Here is a 19888-nt window from a genome sequence, read left to right on the forward strand (position 1 = left end):
TCTAGAAGGTGACTTCTACTTTAGTCGTCCTTGCCGCGGAAGGCGGCGCGTGCGCGCTCCTTGTTGATGGCACCGACGGCCTCGAGCGGGATACCTGCCGGGCAGACGTCCGCGCACTCGCCGAAGAGGGTGCAGTGGCCGAAGTTGGTCTCCAGCTCGTCCACCATCTGGCGGGCGCGCTTGCCACGCTCCTCCTTGCCCAGCGGCAGGAGCTTGAGGTGGTTCAGCTTCGCGCCGGTGAACAGGTGCGCAGCGCCGTTCGGGCACGCAGCCACACACGCACCGCAGCCGATGCAGGCAGCAAAGTCCAGAGCCTTCTCCGCGGTCTGGTGGTTGACGTGCAACGTGTCAGCGTCCGGTGCAGTACCAGCCTGGATGGACACGTAGCCGCCCTGCTCCATCACGCGGTCCAGCGCGGAGCGGTCCACGGTGAGGTCCTTGATCACCGGGAAAGCAGCCGAGCGGAACGGCTCGATCTTCAGGGTGTCGCCGTCCTTGTAGTTCCACAGGCGCTGCAGGCAAGCCGTGGTGTTCTGGCCGGCACCGTGGGGGCGGCCATTGACCGACAGGCCACAGGTGCCGCAAATGCCCTCGCGGCAATCGGAGGCGAAGGTGAAGGGTTCTTCACCGGCCTCGACGCGGGCGTTGTTGACGTGGTCCAGCAGCTCCAGGATGGACATCTGCTCCACAGCGTCGTCGACCTGGACGGTCTCGAAGTTTCCCTCGGTGTCGGGTCCGGCCTGACGCCAGATCTCAAGTGTCAGTTTCATTACTTGTAGTTCCTTGTCATCAGCGGGATCGAGTCGAAGTACAGGGGTTCTGCGTGGCGGATGAACTGCTCATCGCCGGCGGGCTCCCAGGCGGAGACGAAGCACCAGTTCTCATCGTCGCGCTCTGCCTCGCCGTCCTCGGAGAGGTGGTCCTCGCGGTAGTGGGCACCACAGGACTCATCGCGGTCGAGAGCGTCGATGATCATCAGCTCACCCAGGTTGATGTAGTCCGCCACACGGATGGCGTTCTCCAGCGTCTGGTTCATGTCCATCGCGTCACCCGGGATGTTCACGTTCGCCCAGAACTCGCGACGCAGCTCGCGCACGCGCTCCAGGCCCTTCTCCATGTTCTCCACGTTGCGGGCAACACCGCAAGACTCGTAGAGAATAGCGCCGAGCTGCTCGTGGTAGAAGTCCGGGCCGTGCGGCTCCTCACCCTCGACGGTCATCAGACGGTTGACCAGGTCCTGGGCGCGGGTCACAGCTGCGGTGACCTCCTCAGCCTCGAGTTCCAGAACCGGCTCGTTGAGGTGGCCGGCCAGGAAGTTCGGGATGCAGAACGGGAGGGTGAACCAGCCGTCCACGGATGCGGACAGAAGCGAGTTCGCACCCAGGCGGTTAGCACCGTGGTAGGTCCAGGAGCACTCGCCGGCAGCGAAGAGACCGTCGATGGAGGTCATTTCGTTGAAGTCGGTCCACAGGCCACCCATGGTGAAGTGAACGGTCGGGGCGATGAGCATCGGGGACTCGTACGGGTCATCACCGACGGAGTCGTAGTACATCTCGAACAGGTTCGAGTAACGCTCCTTGATGGTGTCCTTACCCAGGCGCTCGATGGCGTCGGTGAAGTCAAGGTACGCAGCGTTGTTCAGCGCACCGACACCGCGGCCGGCGTTGATCTCCTGGGAGATGGCACGGGATGCGACGTCGCGGGGCACGAGGTTACCGAAGGCCGGGTAGCGGCGCTCCAGGAAGTAGTCGCGCTCCTCCTCCGGGATGTCCTTCGGGTCGCGGTCGTCGCCCTCTTCCTTCGGGACCCAGATGCGGCCGTCGTTACGCAGCGACTCGGACATCAGAGTCGTCTTCGCCTGCCACTTCGCGTTGACCGGAAGGCCCGTCGGGTGGAACTGCACGAACGCCGGCGATGCCATGTAAGCACCGTGCTCGTAGGCACGCATGATGGCGGAGGCGTTGGAGTTCTTCGCCAGCGTGGTCTTGTGGTACACGTTGCCGTAACCACCGGTGGCCAGAATGACGGCGTGGCCCGTGAACGGCACAATTTCACCCGTGATCAGGTTGCGGGTCACAATGCCTTCGCAGCGCTTCTTCCCGTCCTTCTCCGTGATGATGTAGTCGAGCAGGTCGTTGTGGGTGAAGATTTCCACGTTGCCCAGGTGGATCTGACGCTGCAGGGCAGATGCCGTGGACAGCTGGAGCTGCTGACCTGTTTGGCCACGGGTGTAGTAGGTGCGGGACACCTGGACACCACCGAAGGAACGAGTCGCCAGGGCGCCGCCGTACTCGCGGGCGAACGGAGCACCGATGGCGTTCATGTGGTCGATGACGCGGACGGACTCAATCGCCAGGCGCCAGCAGTCGGACTCGCGGCAGCGGTAGTCGCCGCCCTTGACGGTGTCCTTGGTGTGGCGGTACGCGCCGTCATTATCCATCTTCTTACCGCGGGCGGAGTTCACGCCGCCCTGTGCAGCGATGGAGTGCGCGCGACGCGGTGCGTCGTGGTACGTGAAGTTCTTCACGTTGTAGCCCAGCTCACCCAGTGCAGCTGCAGCTGCACCGCCGGACAGGCCGGTACCCACCACGATGACGGTGAACTTGCGACGGTTGAGCGGGGAGACCATCTCCATGTGGTCCTTCTGGTAAGCCCACATGTCGCGCATCGGCACGCCCTTGGGCTCGTTGTTCTCCAGAATGTTGCCCGGGGTCACGCCAGCAGCCTTGGACTGCGGGTTGGTGAAGTCCTTGTTCTCGTCCTTCTCCGCAGCCGGGGTGGTGTCAGCGCCCTCGGCCTCAGCCGGGCGATCAACGGTTGCCTGCTCGCTGGCGGGCTTGACGATCTTCTCGCCCTGTTCGCCAAGGCCCTTACCCGTGCTGTGGGTCTCCGCTTGCGGGTCTTTGGGCTTGTCGGCGCCCGCCGCGTTGTGTGCAGTAGTCATTTCAGATTCCTCCAGCGTTTCCTAGTGCACGATTCCAAATGCAATGGACAGCGGCATAGCGATGTTGGCAAGCACCACAATCGCCGGGATCCAGTAAGCCAACACGATCATGATCGCGTGGCCGCGCTTACCCAGCCAGCCCAGGTCAGACACAGCCAGGTACACACCGTGGGTGAGGTGCATGAACAGCGCGAGCATAGCCACGACATAGAACAGGGTGACCGGCCAGCGTGCGGGTGCGAAGGTGGCCAGCATGTTGTTCTTCACTGCGCCAGCCTCGAAGGCGTTGGACGCGACGACCTCACCAATGGTCAGGTCGAGCAGGTGGAAGATGATGAACAGCAGCAGGATCACACCGGTGATCAGCATCCAGCGCGCAGCGGTGGACTGGATTCCGCCCATCAGGTTGGTGCGGCGGAATTTACCGCGGGACTGGCGCGAGCGTGCGTTCAGCGCGAACGCGCCCCAAATGTGCAGGAACAGGCAGGCCAGCAGCACAATGCGAACCATCCAGAGGAAGGACTCGCCCGGGAACAGTGGGTTTCCAATTGTGCGCAAGAAGTGGCCGTATTCATCGATAGCCGGCACACCGCCGTGGTCTGGCATGAAGATCTTGAGGTTACCGACCATGTGGCCGATGACGAACAAGAAGAAAATCAGGCCGGTCACGGCCATGATGAGCTTGAGTGCCCAGGTAGGCACTCCTGGCCGCTCACGCAGCGGCTCTTCGGTAATTTTGCCGTGACGAATTGCGTCGCGGTCTGCATTTTGAACAGTCATGGCACCTCCAGTGTCGATTTAACTTTACGGTTCCCTGCAGCCTTCTCACTACTTAGTGGTTTCTTAGATCTTCAGTCACCCCCGCCCGCGATCGCAGTCGCGGTCGCTGCATGTGGGCCTGAGCACATTCGCTTATCGACGTTTCGACCTCCCCGCCCGGCGACCCCACCACGTCACCGCGATACACAGTGGTTTCGCCATCCCGGGCACGCAACCGTTACATGTGCCTCTTTACCAACGTTCCAATCCACCCTTAAGTTGTGACGTGTGACACTCAAGGCAGGGATAAGCGATTACCCCCACTGGGTCCACCCCGAAGGGTGTCATCCTTTCGTTGGTTGCTTGACCCTAATTGTTCCCTCGCTGGCAGATTCCGCGATAGCCCACGGTCACCCGGCCCCGCCGGGGCCTCAATCCCAGCACAACCCCACCCCCGAATGTTTTCGGTACCGTGGGTGCCATGACTGAGACGAATTCCGCAACACGCGTTATTGACGCTTCCGCTAAAGACATCTTCGACATCCTCTCCAATCCCGCACGCCACCCGGAGACCGATAACTCCGGCATGGTGGTCTCCCTCGACCAGGGCGACCGTATCCAGGCTGTGGGCGACACCTTCACCATGAACATGACCAAGGAGGACGGCGACTACCAGACCCGTAACGAGGTCTTCGCCTTCCAGGAGAACAAGGTCATCGGCTGGCAGAACGTGGAAAACACCACCGCCGAGGTCAAGGTGGGCGCCAAGTGGCTGTACGAGCTCGAATCCGAGGGCTCTGACTCCACCCGCGTTACCCTCACCTACGACCGCTCCGAAATCGAGCTGGACAATGTCCGCAAGATGTCCGAGGAGAACTTCACCGACGAGGTCATGGAGGAGTCCCTCTCTGCCCTTGCAGCTGCAGTCGATGGCACCGACAACCCGACCCAGAAGTCTTCCTAGGACCTAGCCAGCTCCACCGCTATTTAGCACCGGCAGCAAAAGTGCCCAGGTAGAGCATTACCCGGGCACTTTTCTTATGCGCACTTACTTCACCGCGTAGAAGACCTTCTCGCCGGAGTACAAGTCAGCCTCGACGACGATCGTGCCCTCTTCCTTCCCCTCAATCGGAATGGACACACCGATGTTGCCCGACGTGTCCGCCCCGTTGTAGAGGGTGGTGGAAAGATCGAACATGTCCGGCTCCACGAGCGTGACCTCGTGAGACTCATAAGTCTTACCCTCCGGCGACACGTACGACACAAAGATAAGCGGGCTCTCACCCTGGGGATCGTCACCAATGTACTTCGCCGTCATGTTGACCAAGATGTGCACCATCCCGTCTTTCGGCTCGTCGCTGAACGGGTTCTCCTCCATGATCTCATCGGTCGCGTCCAAGTTGACCGAGTTGATCGTGACTTCCCAGTCCCCCTGAGTGATGGTGCTACCCAGCGGCAGCGGGTTCTCGCGGCTCTTGCCTGCATCAGAACCCTTGGCCTTACTCTTGCCCTTGTCTTTACCGTTATCGGCTGCCCCTCCTGCGGAGGCGCCGTCAGCTGGCGCAGCGTCGCCGGCATCCTCGGCAGCGCTGTCGCTCGTGGAGCTCGCAGCCACAAAGAACACGGTCAGCGCGATGAGCCCGCCGACAACCGCAGTAATCACACCGGCGATGGCCGGACCCTTCGACATCTCTTTCATGACCAAGCCAATGATGCCGACCACGAGCGCGATGGGAAGCAGAAGCCACCCGAACACCAGTGTCGCCGGGAAGAAAGACATGATCGTGCCCAGGACCGCGAGAGCAATCGAAATAATGCCCAGAATGTTCAGCTTCGATCCCCCGGGCTGCTGCGGCGGGCCGTACTGGGGCTGATCAAAGCCGTACTGGCCCTGCCCCTGGTTCTGAAAAAGGGACTGGGTTTGGTTCTGCTCATACGGTGCCGCAGCCCCAGCACCGGACTGGTCCACACCGTACTGCTGCCCGGCGCCCGTACCGTACTGGCCCGCACCGTACTGGCCGGTTCCATATTGCCCGGCACCTGCACCGTACTGCCCGGCACCTGCACCGTACTGCCCGGCACCGTACTGCCCGGCGCCGTACTGTCCCGCGCCGTACTCCTGACCAGCACCAGCGCCATATTGGCCCGCGCCGTAACCACCGGTGTAGCGGGTCGATCCACCGGAACTGTCCGCACCACCCGATGTCCAATCCGGTTGCTGTGAACCGTATGGGTTGTTCGGATTGTAGCTGTTGGACATGACTGCCTCCTTAGCCTTTCAGCAAGCACCGTTTAATCTCGAGAACGATGTCACTTTCGCTCGTCGAAGCGTGTTGTCACAGTTACTGTACAGACGAATACTACGAACCGCGCATCTGCGCTTCCCCAATCGAGCCTGCTGCGGTAGCCCTCAAGGGATGAGGTGATGGGGTGGGGTGGGTTTAAACGTCGAAAAGCGCCCCGGCGAAGAACCGGGGCGCTTGAAGCGACATGATTTAGAGGTTGATCATGTGGCCCTCGACACCGTGAGCGATCTCCTTGAGAACCTCGGACAGCGTCGGGTGAATGTGGACGTTGCGCGCGATCTCACCGGCGGTGAGGTCGAAGCGCTGAGCCAGGTTGATCTCCGGCAGCAGCTCGGACACGTTGGCGCCCACCAGGTGGCAGCCGAGGATCTCGCCGTACTCGCCGTCGACGACGAGCTTGCCGAAGCCCTGGGACTCAGCCAGGCCGAGAGCCTTGCCGTTCGCGGAGAACGGGAAGGTAGCCACCTTGATGTCCTTGTCGGCGAACTTCTCCTTCGCCTGCTCCTCGGTGTAGCCCATGGACGCGACCTGCGGGTTGCAGAAGGTTGCGCGCGGCATCATCTGGTAGTCGCCGAGCTCCATGGTCTCAGCGCCAGCGATCGTCTCTGCGGCGACGATGCCCTGAGCCTCAGCAACGTGGGCGAGCTGCAGCTTCGCGGTCACGTCGCCAATGGCGTAGATGCCCTCGACGTTGGTGCGCATACGCTCGTCGACCTCGATGGCGCCACGCTCAGTGAGCTTGACACCGGTGTTGTCCAGGCCGAAGCCCTCGACACGCGGCTGGAAGCCGACGGCCACCATGACGCGGTCGACAGTGAGGGTCTCCACATCGTCGGAGTCCTTCTTCTTGATGTCCACCTCGACCGAATCGCCGTTGTCACGCACCTCGGTGGTGGCGTGGCCGGTCAGCAGCTTCACGCCGAGCTTCTTGTACGCCTTGGCGATCTCCTTGGACACGTCCTTGTCCTCGTTCGGCAGAACGCGGTCCATGAACTCGACGACGGTGACGTCCACGCCGTAGTTGGACAGCACATAGGCGAACTCCATGCCGATCGCGCCAGCGCCGACGATGACCATCTTCTTGGGAGCCTCCGGGTTGAGGATCTGCTCCTCGTAGGAGACGACATTGTCAGACAGCTCGATGCCCGGCAGCGTCTTCACAATGGAACCGGTAGCGATGATGCAGTTATCGAAGGAGATTTCCTTGCCCTGGTCATCGCCCTCGGTGATCTCAATGGTCTTGGCGTCCTTGAAGGAACCGACACCGTTGATCTCGGTGATCTTGTTCTTCTTCATCAGGTAGTGGACACCGCCGACGATCTTCTCGGAGACCTTGCGGGAGCGCTGGTGCGCATCGCCGTACTCGAAGGAAACGTCACCCTTGATGCCGAAGGTCTTCGCCTCGTGGTTGAAGATGTGCGCCACTTCAGCGTTCTTGATCAGAGACTTCGACGGGATGCAGCCCACGTTCAGGCAGACACCGCCCCAGTACTGCTTCTCTACGACTGCAACTTTCTGTCCAAGCTGAGCCGCACGGATAGCGGCGACGTAGCCGCCAGGGCCCGCGCCGATTACTACAACGTCATATTGTTCTTTAGCCACGTCTCCTAGGATACGTTCGTTCTCCAGATCCTGCTTGCACGTGCTTTGACGGGCCTATTTCGCTTCCCACTTCAAAGTTCCCTGCCAGTTTGGCATGATTAACATTCATGAAGCTTTCCCGCCCCGCCCTCGCTTCGGCTGCCGCGCTCGTTATCGCCGCTAGCTCGCTGTCTTTGGTCCACTCGACACCCGCCGACGAGCCGCTCGCTGTCACGCCGCTTGACGACGGTACGCAGCACCCCGCCCCCGAACCCGACCCGCAGGCAGCGGCCGACTCCGGTGCAGAAGCCGAGAAACCTGCAGCAAAGGAAGACGCCGCTGAGGGCGGGACAGAGCTGGACCCGGCAGCTGAGCTTCCCAAGCCCGGAGCCGGTGCTGACCAGGTTGACGATGACGTGAAACGGGAGTCCGAGACGACCCCTAACCACGCCGACCAGACACCCGTCTTGGCAAAGATGACTGAGCTGACGGAGGCCCCGAAGAAGGTGTCCGGCGGAGGCAAGGATGATCAGTGGTGGTTCAAGACCACCAAGCAAAAGCGCAACGAGAAGGAATGGGTCAAGGGCGCGAAACCGATCGTCGAGGCCTGGAACGTTTACTCCGATTCGATGGGGCGCGATATCCCTGTGGCCATCATCCCGGCCCGAGACGAGAACGGTAACCCCATCACGGGTGCCCCGACGCTCTACATGCTGAACGGAGCCGGCGGCGCGGAGCAGAATGCCGACTGGATTACCTCTGGCGACGCTGACATCTTCTTTGAGAACAAGGGGGTGAACGTGGTCATCCCGATGGAGGGCGCCTTCTCCTACTACGTCGACTGGCTTGAAGACGGTGAACATTTGAAGCAGAACTCCTCCTACTTCAAGGGCCCGCAGAAGTGGACGACGTTCCTGGGCCGCGAATTGCTGCCAACTGTGGAGAAGCACCTGGGTGCTAACGATAAGCGCGCTGTGGTGGGCATGTCCATGTCAGCCACCTCTTCCCTCTTGCTCGCGGAACACTACCCAGGCGAGTTCGACGCTGTGGGATCCTTCTCCGGTTGTGCGGCGACCTCAACTCCAATTCCTTGGGCGTTCGCTGGCTTGACTGTGAACCGTGCGGCGTCGAACGGGGGCCGCATTACCCCAGCCCACGCGTGGGGTCCGATGGGCAGCCCCTACAACCGCTACAACGACGCGCTTGTCAATGCCGACAAGCTCGAAGGCTCCAAGCTATACATCTCCAACGCGTCCGGTCTTGGAGCGAACGAAGACATGTTCGGCTACCGCACCGAGGTCCGCGGCCAGAAGTCTGCTGACGCGCTTTCCGGTTCCGCAACCACAATCGTTGAGGGTGGCGTGATCGAAGGAGCGACCAACGCGTGCACCCACGACTTTCGGGCGAAGCTGAACGGACTGGGAATCGAAGCCCACTACGAATTCAAGAATGCTGGCACCCACTCTTGGCCTGTGTGGGAGGATGACATGCGTCGCTCCTGGAACACCGTCATCGGCCCGACACTGATCGGAGAAGGATTCAAGCCGGACGAGTCTCTGCAGGAATCGAACTCCTGGAACGCGAACGGGTCTAGCTAGAACGACCCCGCCGCCGGCTCCTACCGGAGCCACACACGACACAAGGGGAGATACCACGTCGGTATCTCCCCTCTTTGCATCTGCATAACGACGCTTCTTGCCCGAACGCCGTTAGAACATGCCCAGGCTCAGAGCGATCTGGGAAGAGGTGGAGGATGCCTCGTGGATCAGGCCGCCGAGGAACTGGTTGATTGCCAGCTGTGCCTGTTCGATCGGGTTGAGTGCGTTCATGGTTCGCGTCCTTTCAGTTAGGGCTATTGCGGGTGACTCTAGGAAGATAGTCGGGGGTTGGGGTGGGGTTGTTACGTCGAAAAGCACCTTAACATGCTTAACTTGAGACACAATAGTAACATCCTCCCACTTGTGGTACTGCCTATCCACGGTTAGAGTCAAGTGCGGTTTGATTGTATCCCCCGGTAACAACCATGACGCTTCAAGCGAATAACAAGGTTGAAGCTAACGGACCATTAGTAAGGAAACACCCATGAAGTTCCTCCGCTCAGCCCTCGCAGTTGCGGCCGCAACCTCGATTGCGCTCGGTGCCGCCCCGGCCATTGCCCAAGCAGCTCCGGTTTCGGCAGCTCAAGCGGCCGGCCAAGCTCCGGTAGGCGTGGTGAAGAACTGGGACGCCAACCCGGCCCCGAAGGCGATCAACACCGGCGAGACCGCAAAGTGGGTCCACGAGGTCGACCACAACAAGGTTTGGGCTTTCTGGGTTCACTCCCCGTCCATGGGCCGTGACATCCCAGTTGCTGTCATCCCGGCGCGCAACGCGCAGGGCCAGCCGGTCAAGAACGCCCCGACGGTCTACCTACTCAACGGTGCTGGCGGTGCGGAGCAGAACAACGACTGGTTGACCTACGCCGAGACCCAGAAGTTCTACGCCGACAAGGGCGTCAACGTGGTCATCCCGATGGAGGGCGCGTTCTCCTACTACACCGACTGGCTGAACACCCCGAACGCCAAGTACTTCCGTGGCCCGCAGAAGTGGGAGACGTTCCTGACGAAGGAGCTGCCGGGACCGATCGAGAATCGTCTGGGGGCTGACAGCCGCCGCGCGGTCGTCGGCTTCTCCATGTCTGGCACCTCCGCGCTGGTCCTGCCGACGAAGGTGCCCGGTTTCTACGACGCCGCTGCATCCTTCTCCGGTTGTGCTGCCACCTCCAGCCCGGCTGGGTACAACTTCGCCCGCCTGACCGTCAACCGCGGTGCTGGCTCAGCTGCGAACTACCAGACGGTCACCCCGGAGCAGATGTGGGGCCCGATGGGCGGCCCGTACAACCGCGCCAACGACGCACTGGTGAACGCCGACAAGCTGCGCGGCACCAACCTGTACGTCTCCACCGCTACGGGCCTGGCATCCGAGAACGATATGGTGTCTACCCTTGTCGGCAAGGGTGCTCAGGTTCCGGCGGCATCTGCGAACGCGATGGTGCTCCAGGTTGAAGGTGGCGTGATCGAGGCTGCCATCAACACCTGCAACCACGACCTGAAGGCGAAGCTGAACAGCCTGAACATTCCGGCCCACTACGAGTTCCGCAACGTGGGCACCCACTCCTGGCCGGACTGGCGCAAGGACCTGGAGAACTCCTGGTACAAGACCATTAAGCCGGCATTCGGCATGTAGCCCGCCATTCGGCGCGTGCCCACGGGGGCGTTAGGGTTGTCTGTATGACCTCTAACGCCCCCGATCTGTCTATTGCCCCAGCTGAACTCGACGAGATCACAGGCGACAAAGCCCTCGCATGGGCCTCCGCTTGGTCCGCCCACACGGAGCAGCAGAACCAGGACGAGGAGCTGGCGGGCCGCATCCGGGACGCCTTGGACACTGACGAGAAGATCCCGTACGTCACGCGGCGCGGAGATTACCTCTACAACTTCTGGCGCGACCGTGAGCACCCGCGCGGGATCTGGCGCCGCACAACCACTGACGCTTACCTGCGGGGAACTGGTGAGTGGGAAGTGGTGGTAGACGTCGATAAGCTCGCGCGCGATGAAGGAGAAGACTGGGTCTGGAAAGGTGCCGTGGTCAGGCCCATCGCGAACGACCGCGCACTGATCAAGCTCTCGCGCGGCGGCGCGGACGCGGTGACGGTGCGTGAATACCACGTCGACGATCGAGCATTCATTGACGGCTTCGAGCTCCCCGAAGCCAAGACCGACGTCAGCTGGATCGACCGCGACACGCTACTCGTGGGCACTGACATAGGCAAAGACTCGGTCACGGAGTCCGGATACCCGGTCGAGGTGCGGAAGTGGGAGCGCGGAACCGCGATCGAGGACGCGCCGGTGGTCTTCCGCGGTGAGCGCAGCGACGTCGCAGTAGGCGCGCACGTCGACCACACTCCCGGCTTTGAGCGCGTGATTTTCGAGCGCGCGCTGGACTTCTACACCTCGCGCACGTACATCGACGGCGAGCTCGTGGATGTCCCCGAGGACTGCATCGTCGTGCCGCACAAACAGTGGCTGTTCCTGCTGCCGCGCACGGCGTTCGACGGCATCCCGGCGGGTGCTCTCGCAGTGGCATCGTTGGATCTCACCGAGAAGCGCGTGCTTATCGACGACTTCCCCATCGAAGACCTCTCCGTCACCGCCACCACACTGCTGGTGACGGTGCTGGACAACGTGGTCACGCGCATCTTCCGCTTCGAGCTGGGCACCTGGGACCGCTCCGAAGTCGAACTCCCGGAAGCCGCGACAGCGTCGGTGGTGGGCACGAGCCCGCTCGACGGCGACGAAACCTGGATCAACGTGTCGTCTTTCACCACCCCCTCCACGCTGCTGCGTGACGGCGAGGTGGTGCGCCAGGCACCCGCGCTTTTCGACGCGTCCGGCCTGGAAACCCGCCAACACTGGGCCACCTCAGCGGACGGGACGAAGGTGCCATACTTCATCACCGGCGACTTTTCGCAGGGTGAGCGGCCGTGCTTGGTCGGCGGATACGGCGGCTTCGAGGTGTCACTCACCCCGGGGTACTCCGCTGTGCGCGGAATCTCCTGGTTGGAGAAGAGCTACTACTTCGTCCAACCCAATCTGCGCGGTGGCGGCGAGTTCGGCCCCGAATGGCACTCGCAGGTGGTCAAGACCAACCGGCACAAGGTGTGGGAGGACCACCGGGCAGTGCTCGAAGACGTAATCGCCCGCGGCTATTCCGCGCCGGAGCAGCTAGCCATCCGCGGCGGCTCCAACGGCGGACTGCTCACATCCGGCGCGCTGGTGCAATACCCGGACCTGTTCGGCGCGGCCGTGATCCAGGTGCCACTGACCGACATGCTGCGCTACCACACTCTGTCAGCAGGAGCGTCCTGGATGGCCGAGTACGGCGACCCGGACGTACCGGAGGAACGCGCCGCGCTAGAGAGCTGGTCGCCCCTGCACAACGTGGCCGACTCCCCTACCTATCCCCCGGCGCTGGTGACCACCTCCACCCGTGATGACCGTGTGCACCCCGCGCACGCTCGGACTTTGGCGCTCGCCTTGGCAAAGGCCGGTCAGCCCGTGGATTACTTCGAGAACACCGCCGGCGGTCACGCCGGTGCCGCCGACAACGAGCAGGTCGCACGGGTTGAATCGCTCATCTATACCTGGCTGGAGAATCAGATCGGGAACTCTTCAGATCAAACTTCCGACTGATGTTCAATGGAAAGGACAGCATCATGAAGAAACCACTGACTCTCGCCGCCGTCCTGTGCGCTGGCGCCCTCGGGCTGGCCGGGTGCGGCGACAACACGGAGACTGCAGGCACATCAGACGCAATATCAGAAGCCACCCCGGATGCCGCGTCGGGCGCTCCGTCGGATGTTGCGTCCGAGGCTTCCTCTGAGGCAACCATCGAGCTTGTCGACGGCTACTGCCGCGCCAAGCCCGCCGCCGAAGACGACGTCGCCATGGAGAGTGCGACCGACTTGGACAAGAAGCACTCCGACATGACGGCCTGCTTCGGCACTCTGAAAAACACCTCCGATCAGGACATCTCCGTCAAGTCCTTCGCTGTCCCCTCGCTCGAAGGCGCATCGACCGAACTCCACGAAGTCGTGGACGGCGTCATGCAAGAAAAGCCGGGCGGCTTCACCGTCGCCCCGGGTGAGACCTACGAGCTGATCCCCGGCGGCGACCACCTGATGATCATGAACTACGCCGACGCCATTCCCGCCGGTGAGACGCTGGAGGTCGAGATCACGACCGACGCCGACACCACCCTTTCCATCGAAATCCCGGTGCGCGAACAGCCCTCCGGCGAGGAGAACTACGGTGGCCACGAGGGCCACGACGATCACGAGTAAGGAACCATGACCGACAACCCCCGCCCCAGAGCGCACCAACCGACCCGCCGCCAATTCCTGCACGGCGCAGGAGTTGCCGGGGCTGCTGGAGTGGTAGCTGCTGGGGGTTCGGCGTGCGCGAATGAAGGGGGCGGGGAAGGAAGCGTCGATAAGCCACAGGACGCGTGGCCCGGGCAAGGCATGGGCGAAGAAGCGGACGCGTATCTCGCTGACTCGCGCGTTGATTTTGACGGGGAGCACCAGGCTGGTGTTGCCACGCCCGAGCAGGCCTTCAACAAGCTCATCGCGTTCAATCTCCAGGACGGCAAGGACTCCGTCGAGGACGCGCGGCGCCTCATGCGGCTGTGGACTGATGACGCCCGGCGCATGTGCTCTGGCCTCGCCGGGCTTGCGGACCTCGAGCCGGAGAACATGGTCTCCACCGCGAACCTGACCATCACGGTCGGGTTCGGCCGCAGCTTCCTGGACAAGCTCGGGCTGGATGCGCCGGAGTGGCTCGGGGATCTTCCCGCGTATTCTCGTGATGAGCTCCGTGAGGAATGGTCCGGCGGCGACCTTTGCCTGCAGATCTGCGCGGACGACCGCTTCACCGTCTCGCACGCGGCGCGGTTCATGACGAAGACGGCGCGCAACTACGTCGACACCGCGTGGATCCAGGACGGGTTCCTGCACGCCCGCGGCTCGATCGAGCAGGGCGAAACGCCGCGCAACCTCTTCGGGCAGCTCGACGGGTCCGGCAACCCGCCTACCGATGACTTTGACGACATCGTCTGGATCTCCGACGGCCCCGCGTGGCTGAACGGCGGCACCGCGATGGTGGTGCGGCGCGTTGCCATGCTTCTCGACGAATGGGACATCCTCGACCGCCCCTCCCGCGAAGTCGCAGTGGGACGGACGTTAGACACCGGTGCCCCGTTGACCGGGCAAGATGAATTCGACGAACCCGACTTCAAGGCCCGCGACGAATACGGCTTGCCCGTCATCGACCCGAATTCCCACATGGCCAGGGCTTTTTCCGACGATCCCGCCGAGCGCATTTTCCGCCGCCCCTACAACTACGACATGCCGCCCGGGCCAGACTCCCGCGGCTCCTCCAACGCGGGACAAGTGTTCATCTGCTTCCAGAAGAACCCCTTGCAGCAGTTCGACCCGATCCAGAAGCGTCTCGACGACGCCGACCGCCTCAACGAGTGGATCACCCACATCGGCTCCGCCGTCTTCGCCATCCCGCGCGGGACGCGCGACGGCGAGTACTGGGGCCAAGACCTGCTCGAGGGCTAGAATCAGCCCACGATGAAGGCTCTGTCATTCGCGACGGTGTTCGCGGCGCTCTCCGGGTTCGTGGTCCTCTGGGTCGCGTCCTGGTCGCTCGACGCCGGCACACAGATGCTGTATTTCCAGGCGTATTGGAGCTTGTTCTTCGCCTCGGCGGGCTTTATCGACGGCATTACCCAAGAAACCACCCGCGCCGTGTCCTCCGCTCGAACCAGCGGTATGGCGGGCACAGCGAACCCATGGCGTCTAGGAGCCGTCATTGCGGCTGTTGTCGCCGTGCTCGCCCTTGTCTTCGGGGTTGTGTTGATGGGTCAGCTCGTGCCCTTGGACAGGTCTGTGGCAGCTGGTCTGTTGGTATTCGGCCTGTCCAGCTACGTTTTCCAGGCCGTGCTGTCCGGCATATTGAGCGGCACTCAGTTGTGGAGCCAGTACGCGGCACTCGTTGCCTTCGATTCTGGGATCCGCCTCGTGCTCGCAGGTGTTGCTTGGGCGGCGGGGTTCGGCTTGCCGGCATTCCTGATCATCACCGTGATCGGTGCTCTGACGTGGGTGCTGATCCTCGCAGCGTCGTCGCACGCCCGCAGCCAGATTCGTGTCACCCTAGATGTGGACCGGTCTGAGTTCACCCGCCGCGTTGGCGCCGCGATCGTGGCGACTGGCGCCTCTGCAACCCTGATCACCGGCTTTCCGATGCTGGTCAAATTCGCCTTCCCCTCCCTCGACCCTGCCGCAGGTGCCGCCGTCGCCGCTATCAACCAGGCAGTGCTGCTCACCCGCGCACCGGTGTTGGTTCCCCTACAGCGCTTCCAGTCGGCCCTTGTGGTGCGCTTTGTCACCAACCGGGCACGGATCTACTCTTCGCTGCTCCGCCCGATCGCGGCCGTCCTTGGGATAGGCGTGGTCGGGTTTGCCGCCGCGTGGCTGATCGGGCCGTGGATCCTGCGGGCGTTCTTCCCACCAGAACTCTTCGTGCCAGGCTTGCCGCTGGGCCTACTCACGTTCGCGTCAGCAGTCATGGGCGCGCTCATCATCACCGGCACGGCTGTTCTCGCGCTCGAGCTGCACACCTGGTACGTCGCCGGCTGGGTGGCCGGCTCGGTGGCCACCTTCGCTCTGCTTTTCGCACTTCCTGCCGTAGGCGGCACCGGTGTGGCCACGACGGTGATCGCGGCATTGATACTCGGCCCACTGACTGGCGCGTTAGTGCACGTCATCGGCTTGTCAGGGAACCGGGATAAAGTGAACGCATGACATCTTCTGCGAACACGATGCTCGTCACTGGCGGCGCCGGCTTCATCGGCGCCAACTTCGTGCGCATGGTGGCCCAGCGCCAACCGGAGACGAAGATCGTCGTGCTCGACGCGCTGACCTACGCAGGCAACGCCGAGAATCTCGCCGGGTTGGACGAGGCGGCTGTGACTCTGGTTGAGGGCAGGGTGGAGGATGCTGGGGTCGTCGATACGCTCGTGCGCGATGCTGATGTCGTGGTGCATTTCGCCGCGGAGTCGCACAACGACAACTCTCTGCGGGACCCCTCGCCGTTCGTGGCGACCAACATTATGGGCACATACACGCTGCTCGAGGCCGTGCGGAAGTACGGAACGCGGTTCCACCACGTGTCCACCGACGAAGTGTTCGGCGATCTCGCGCTGGATGATCCCGCGAAGTTCACTGAGTCGACACCGTACAACCCGTCCTCGCCGTACTCCGCGACAAAGGCCGGGTCGGACCACCTCGTGCGCGCGTGGGTGCGGTCCTTCGGCATCGACGCGACGATTTCGAACTGCTCCAACAACTACGGCCCCTACCAGCACATTGAGAAGTTCATTCCGCGGCAGATCACCAATCTGCTCTCCGGGCGGCCCGCGAAGCTGTACGGCACGGGCGAGCAGGTGCGCGATTGGATCCACGTCGACGACCACAATGACGCCGTCCTGGCCATTCTCGAGCGCGGCAAAGCCGGTGAAACGTACAACATCGGTGCAAGCGGCGAGCGCTCGAACCTCGAGGTCATCACCATGATCTGCGAACTGATGGGCGGCGAGTTCGAGCACGTCGCCGACCGGCCCGGCCACGACATGCGCTACGCCATGGACGCCACCAAGCTTCACGACGAGCTCGCCTGGCAGCCCCACTACACCGACATGCGCGAAGGCCTAGCCAACACGATCGAGTGGTACCGCACCCACGAAGCGTGGTGGCAGGAGGCGAAGGACGCGGTCGAAGAGGGGTATGCACAGCGCGGGCAGTAGCCCACCTTCAGCTACCTTCGAAACGCACGGTCTCGCCCCGCTGCGCACACATGTCATCTTCCAACCAGCGGCCTAGCACGTGGGCGAAGAGGATGGCGACGACCAAACACTCGCGCACTCTGACCCCAATAAACGGGGGGTCAGGTAAAAACTCCGCGTTCACCCACCCCGGGGAACCCCGCTAGTCAGAGCCCGGAATCCGACTAACCAGAAGTGCTGTTCGACATCGCAGAGGCCATTTTTTGATGGGTGGCACAAATCCGAGGCCCAGCTTTCTACCCCGAGGGCGCGAAGACATAAGGAATCCCGTGAGTCGGGCGAATGTCAGATGACATCTCCCAGTAAGAAGGAAGTAGCAAAGTCATACTCAGTCTAAAATTCAATCTTGAAGTTTCTGTCACTTCAGCTGGCCGTTTCCACTCGAGATAATTATCTGGTCCAGCAAGCCCGGAAACACTTCCTCAAGATCAGTTCGACGCAGACGCGTCATGCGTCCGTTTCCCACGTCACGCTGCCAGACCAAACCGGCATTACGCAGAACTTTGAAGTGATGTGTTCGCGTTGAAGGCGCCCACGGGGTACCAAATTCTGAACATAGTTGTTCAGTCCCATCTGGCTGTGCAGCCAGTTTTACAATCACTTTACGTCGGTTAGCGTCTGACAATGCGTGCAAAATTTTAGAGAGGTCAAACTCGTCGATACTCGGGTGGCCATCCTGATCAGGCATACGATCTCCTTTCAAGGAATGAAGGAACTAATAAAATCGTAGCTGTTCAAGATCGTGCGATATCATTCCAGTTAACTACACCACGCGAGGAAACTATTTACTCACAGGAGTCGACAAGGGACGATGCACTAAAACTCCCGTATCCACTTGATGTTCTCAGGAGGCACTGCCATGAATAACCTCGGCAGCTATTCAGTCAGTGCTCCCACCGACTCGCGAATGACCACCCGTGCTATTGCTGCCCACATACAATGATGCATGCCGTATCCAAGATGCATACCGTATCCAAACGGTAGATGTTTCTTCTAGTTACGCTGAACACTCACCGTCCACAGCGAAGCGAAGACCGTTTGGTCTCTGTTTGCCGCATGAGCATCTACGTACACAACTTCACCTGGATAGGTTTCCCCTTCTTCCATTTTAATCCGCCTCGATGCAATGCACGGAAAGGTAGGAGTTCATCCCGGAGAAAGACGGCGGAGAAGTTCTTCAGTCGTGGAGGGTAGTCATCGAAACAGGCGAGAGACTGGAAACGTCTCGAGTTTCAGAGGAACGAATAGTTGTGCTCATTGTTTCTTACTCCTTTTCATTTAACTTAGCGCTGGAACCGCGCCGTACGAGCAAGACAGACACAGTTACCAACGAAACAAGGGCCGTCAGCGTGAGCGCGCTTGTACTGAAAGCGTCAGCATAGACATCTGGGTGGCCCGGTTGCCCAGCCGCAGTACTTGTCGCAGCTTCGCCGGAAAGCTGTTGTTGAATTTGCAGGGAAAGCATGAACGCATACCCGGCAACGAACAAAGCCTCGCTACCCACACGGAAAAAGTTGAGCACGCCAGCCGCTGTGCCGGTCCTTTCAGGAGGAACAACCCCCAGTGCGTGTCCATCTACAAGGCCAATGGGTAGGCCGAAGCCCAAGCCAAGCAAGATCATCGGAATAATTACGAGCCCGATTGACCCCTCGGGCGTGAGCAGCATCAGGCCAAGGTCTCCGACAATAAGACAGATCAGACTGAGGTACACCACAAAGCCAACCGTTATCCACGTGACTTTCTCAATCAGTTTGGCCACTAGGATTGGCGCAACAACGACTGGGATTGTCATCGCAAGCATGATCAGGCCAGCTTGTCCCGCACCGATACCTTTAATGCCACTGAAGGCAGAGGGTAGATAAGTCAGCACTGTAACGAATCCAATAGAACCCGCAATCGGCACCAGACACATGGCGAGGAACTCTCTGTTCTTAAGAATGGAAAGATCTAACAGCGGTGTCTTTGTCTCATTAATATCCTGCGCAGCGTCGGTGGCTGTAGGAAGGATTCTTGCATTCAATGTAACCAACGCAAGAATTACACCATGAACAGCAAAAACTCCTCGCCACCCAAAGCTCGAAACCAAAATTCCTGAGATAGTTGGGCCTAAGGTCAAGCCCAATCCATTGATAGTTCCAAACAGGGCGAATGCTCGGCCTCGCGCACTGCCTTCATAGGCGTTAGAGAGCATAGAGCTAGCTCCAGTGAGGACGGCTGCCGCCCCACAACCTGCAATAAGTCGCATGAAATCAAGCAAAAGAAGCGACGGGCTAGCAGCGCTTATCAGGCTGGACACCGAGAATAGGGCAGATCCGACGACAAAAGTCACACGAAAGCCAATACGGTCACTTACAGCTCCCCAGCCAAGAACTCCCAGTGCAAACGCAACGTTGAAACCGTTAACGACCCATTGAAGTGCTGTCGTGTTTGCCCCAAGGTCAGTGGAGATCTGCGGAAGAGCGATGCCCGTTCCGGAAATTGACATCGGCGTAATGAATTGCGCCACAAGGACTATAGGCAAAGTCCATCGACTTGGGGTGGTGTCCGCCACGACTTTCTCTTCTGGCGTAACTCTTGTCATCCTGTTCCCTTCGGTAGATACTACTTCTATAGTAGCTACCAAGTATTTAGTACATATGCAAGCGGAGGGAAAGTTTTTGTGGAACTTGAGCAGGATTCATCCGACGTTGCGATTGTCGACGGTGGCTCTTCAGGCATGCTCATGGCACTTTAACTGTCATTACAGGGGTTAGAGATTCTGCTCTTCGAACCTCGGCCGAGCGCAGACCGCCGTCCAAGAGTTGACATGATTCATGTACGTTCACTCTCGCGCCCAATCCGCCGTGGATAC

Annotated in this window: 15 protein-coding genes; 8 read left to right on the top strand and 7 right to left on the bottom strand. The window is 61.0% G+C overall.

Translation table 11 applies throughout. The features are described 5' to 3' along the window. Positions 1 to 20: 20 nt before the first annotated feature. Genes KBX07_RS04070 through KBX07_RS04080 form a run of 3 tightly spaced genes read right to left on the bottom strand, consistent with a single transcriptional unit; the run spans position 21 to position 3724 of the window. The gene (locus tag KBX07_RS04070) at positions 21 to 770 is read right to left on the bottom strand and encodes a succinate dehydrogenase/fumarate reductase iron-sulfur subunit (protein ID WP_005287042.1); all 750 of its coding nucleotides are present in this window, start codon (positions 768 to 770) and stop codon (positions 21 to 23) included. After that, positions 770 to 2944: a fumarate reductase/succinate dehydrogenase flavoprotein subunit gene (locus KBX07_RS04075; RefSeq protein WP_256023108.1), complete on the bottom strand. Its 2175-nt coding sequence runs from the start codon at positions 2942 to 2944 to the stop codon at positions 770 to 772. Before KBX07_RS04075 ends, KBX07_RS04070 begins: the two co-directional genes overlap by 1 nt. A gap of 21 nt (positions 2945 to 2965) precedes the next feature. After that, positions 2966 to 3724, bottom strand: a complete 759-nt coding sequence (locus KBX07_RS04080) for a succinate dehydrogenase cytochrome b subunit (RefSeq protein ID WP_256023110.1) — start codon at positions 3722 to 3724, stop codon at positions 2966 to 2968. Between the two features lie 460 nt (positions 3725 to 4184). On the opposite strand from KBX07_RS04080, the gene KBX07_RS04085 reads away from it, so the two are divergent. After that, on the top strand, positions 4185 to 4667 hold the full coding sequence (locus KBX07_RS04085; RefSeq protein WP_005287052.1) for an SRPBCC family protein: 483 nt from the start codon (positions 4185 to 4187) through the stop codon (positions 4665 to 4667). Between the two features lie 84 nt (positions 4668 to 4751). Here the strand turns inward: KBX07_RS04085 and KBX07_RS04090 are convergent, their stop codons facing one another. Beyond that, positions 4752 to 5963, bottom strand: coding sequence for a hypothetical protein (locus KBX07_RS04090; protein ID WP_256023112.1), 1212 nt, complete (start codon positions 5961 to 5963; stop codon positions 4752 to 4754). A 235-nt stretch (positions 5964 to 6198) separates the two neighbouring features. Further along, a complete protein-coding gene (gene lpdA / locus KBX07_RS04095; RefSeq protein ID WP_256002173.1) occupies positions 6199 to 7611 on the bottom strand; it encodes a dihydrolipoyl dehydrogenase in 1413 nt (470 codons plus the stop codon). A 107-nt stretch (positions 7612 to 7718) separates the two neighbouring features. Here lpdA and KBX07_RS04100 point away from each other — a divergent pair, with 107 nt between their 5' ends. The 7 genes from KBX07_RS04100 (at position 7719) to rfbB (ending at position 16998) form a co-directional block, all read left to right on the top strand. Next, positions 7719 to 9188 carry an alpha/beta hydrolase family protein gene (locus tag KBX07_RS04100; RefSeq protein ID WP_256023114.1) on the top strand — a complete coding sequence of 490 codons (1470 nt, stop codon included), beginning with the start codon at positions 7719 to 7721 and terminating at the stop codon, positions 9186 to 9188. Positions 9189 to 9672: 484 nt separating this feature from the next. Beyond that, positions 9673 to 10815: an alpha/beta hydrolase family protein gene (locus KBX07_RS04105; protein WP_005287069.1), complete on the top strand. Its 1143-nt coding sequence runs from the start codon at positions 9673 to 9675 to the stop codon at positions 10813 to 10815. A 44-nt stretch (positions 10816 to 10859) separates the two neighbouring features. Beyond that, on the top strand, positions 10860 to 12821 hold the full coding sequence (locus KBX07_RS04110; protein ID WP_256023115.1) for a prolyl oligopeptidase family protein: 1962 nt from the start codon (positions 10860 to 10862) through the stop codon (positions 12819 to 12821). 23 nt (positions 12822 to 12844) lie between these two features. Further along, positions 12845 to 13471 carry a copper chaperone PCu(A)C gene (locus KBX07_RS04115; RefSeq protein ID WP_256023117.1) on the top strand — a complete coding sequence of 209 codons (627 nt, stop codon included), beginning with the start codon at positions 12845 to 12847 and terminating at the stop codon, positions 13469 to 13471. A gap of 6 nt (positions 13472 to 13477) precedes the next feature. Next, entirely contained in the window at positions 13478 to 14752 is a 1275-nt protein-coding gene (locus tag KBX07_RS04120) for a Dyp-type peroxidase (protein WP_256023118.1), read from the top strand. A 12-nt stretch (positions 14753 to 14764) separates the two neighbouring features. Next, entirely contained in the window at positions 14765 to 15997 is a 1233-nt protein-coding gene (locus KBX07_RS04125; RefSeq protein ID WP_256023120.1) for a hypothetical protein, read from the top strand. Beyond that, positions 15994 to 16998 carry a dTDP-glucose 4,6-dehydratase gene (gene rfbB / locus KBX07_RS04130; RefSeq protein WP_256023122.1) on the top strand — a complete coding sequence of 335 codons (1005 nt, stop codon included), beginning with the start codon at positions 15994 to 15996 and terminating at the stop codon, positions 16996 to 16998. Before KBX07_RS04125 ends, rfbB begins: the two co-directional genes overlap by 4 nt. Positions 16999 to 17395: 397 nt before the next feature. Here rfbB and KBX07_RS04135 read toward each other — a convergent pair whose 3' ends face one another. Beyond that, on the bottom strand, positions 17396 to 17725 hold the full coding sequence (locus tag KBX07_RS04135; RefSeq protein ID WP_083770227.1) for a helix-turn-helix transcriptional regulator: 330 nt from the start codon (positions 17723 to 17725) through the stop codon (positions 17396 to 17398). 576 nt (positions 17726 to 18301) lie between these two features. Then, the gene (locus tag KBX07_RS04140) at positions 18302 to 19543 is read right to left on the bottom strand and encodes an MFS transporter (protein WP_255997730.1); all 1242 of its coding nucleotides are present in this window, start codon (positions 19541 to 19543) and stop codon (positions 18302 to 18304) included. Positions 19544 to 19888 lie beyond the last annotated feature (345 nt).

Source organism: Corynebacterium sp. CCUG 70398, assembly GCF_024454055.1.
Classification (GTDB): domain Bacteria; phylum Actinomycetota; class Actinomycetes; order Mycobacteriales; family Mycobacteriaceae; genus Corynebacterium; species Corynebacterium genitalium.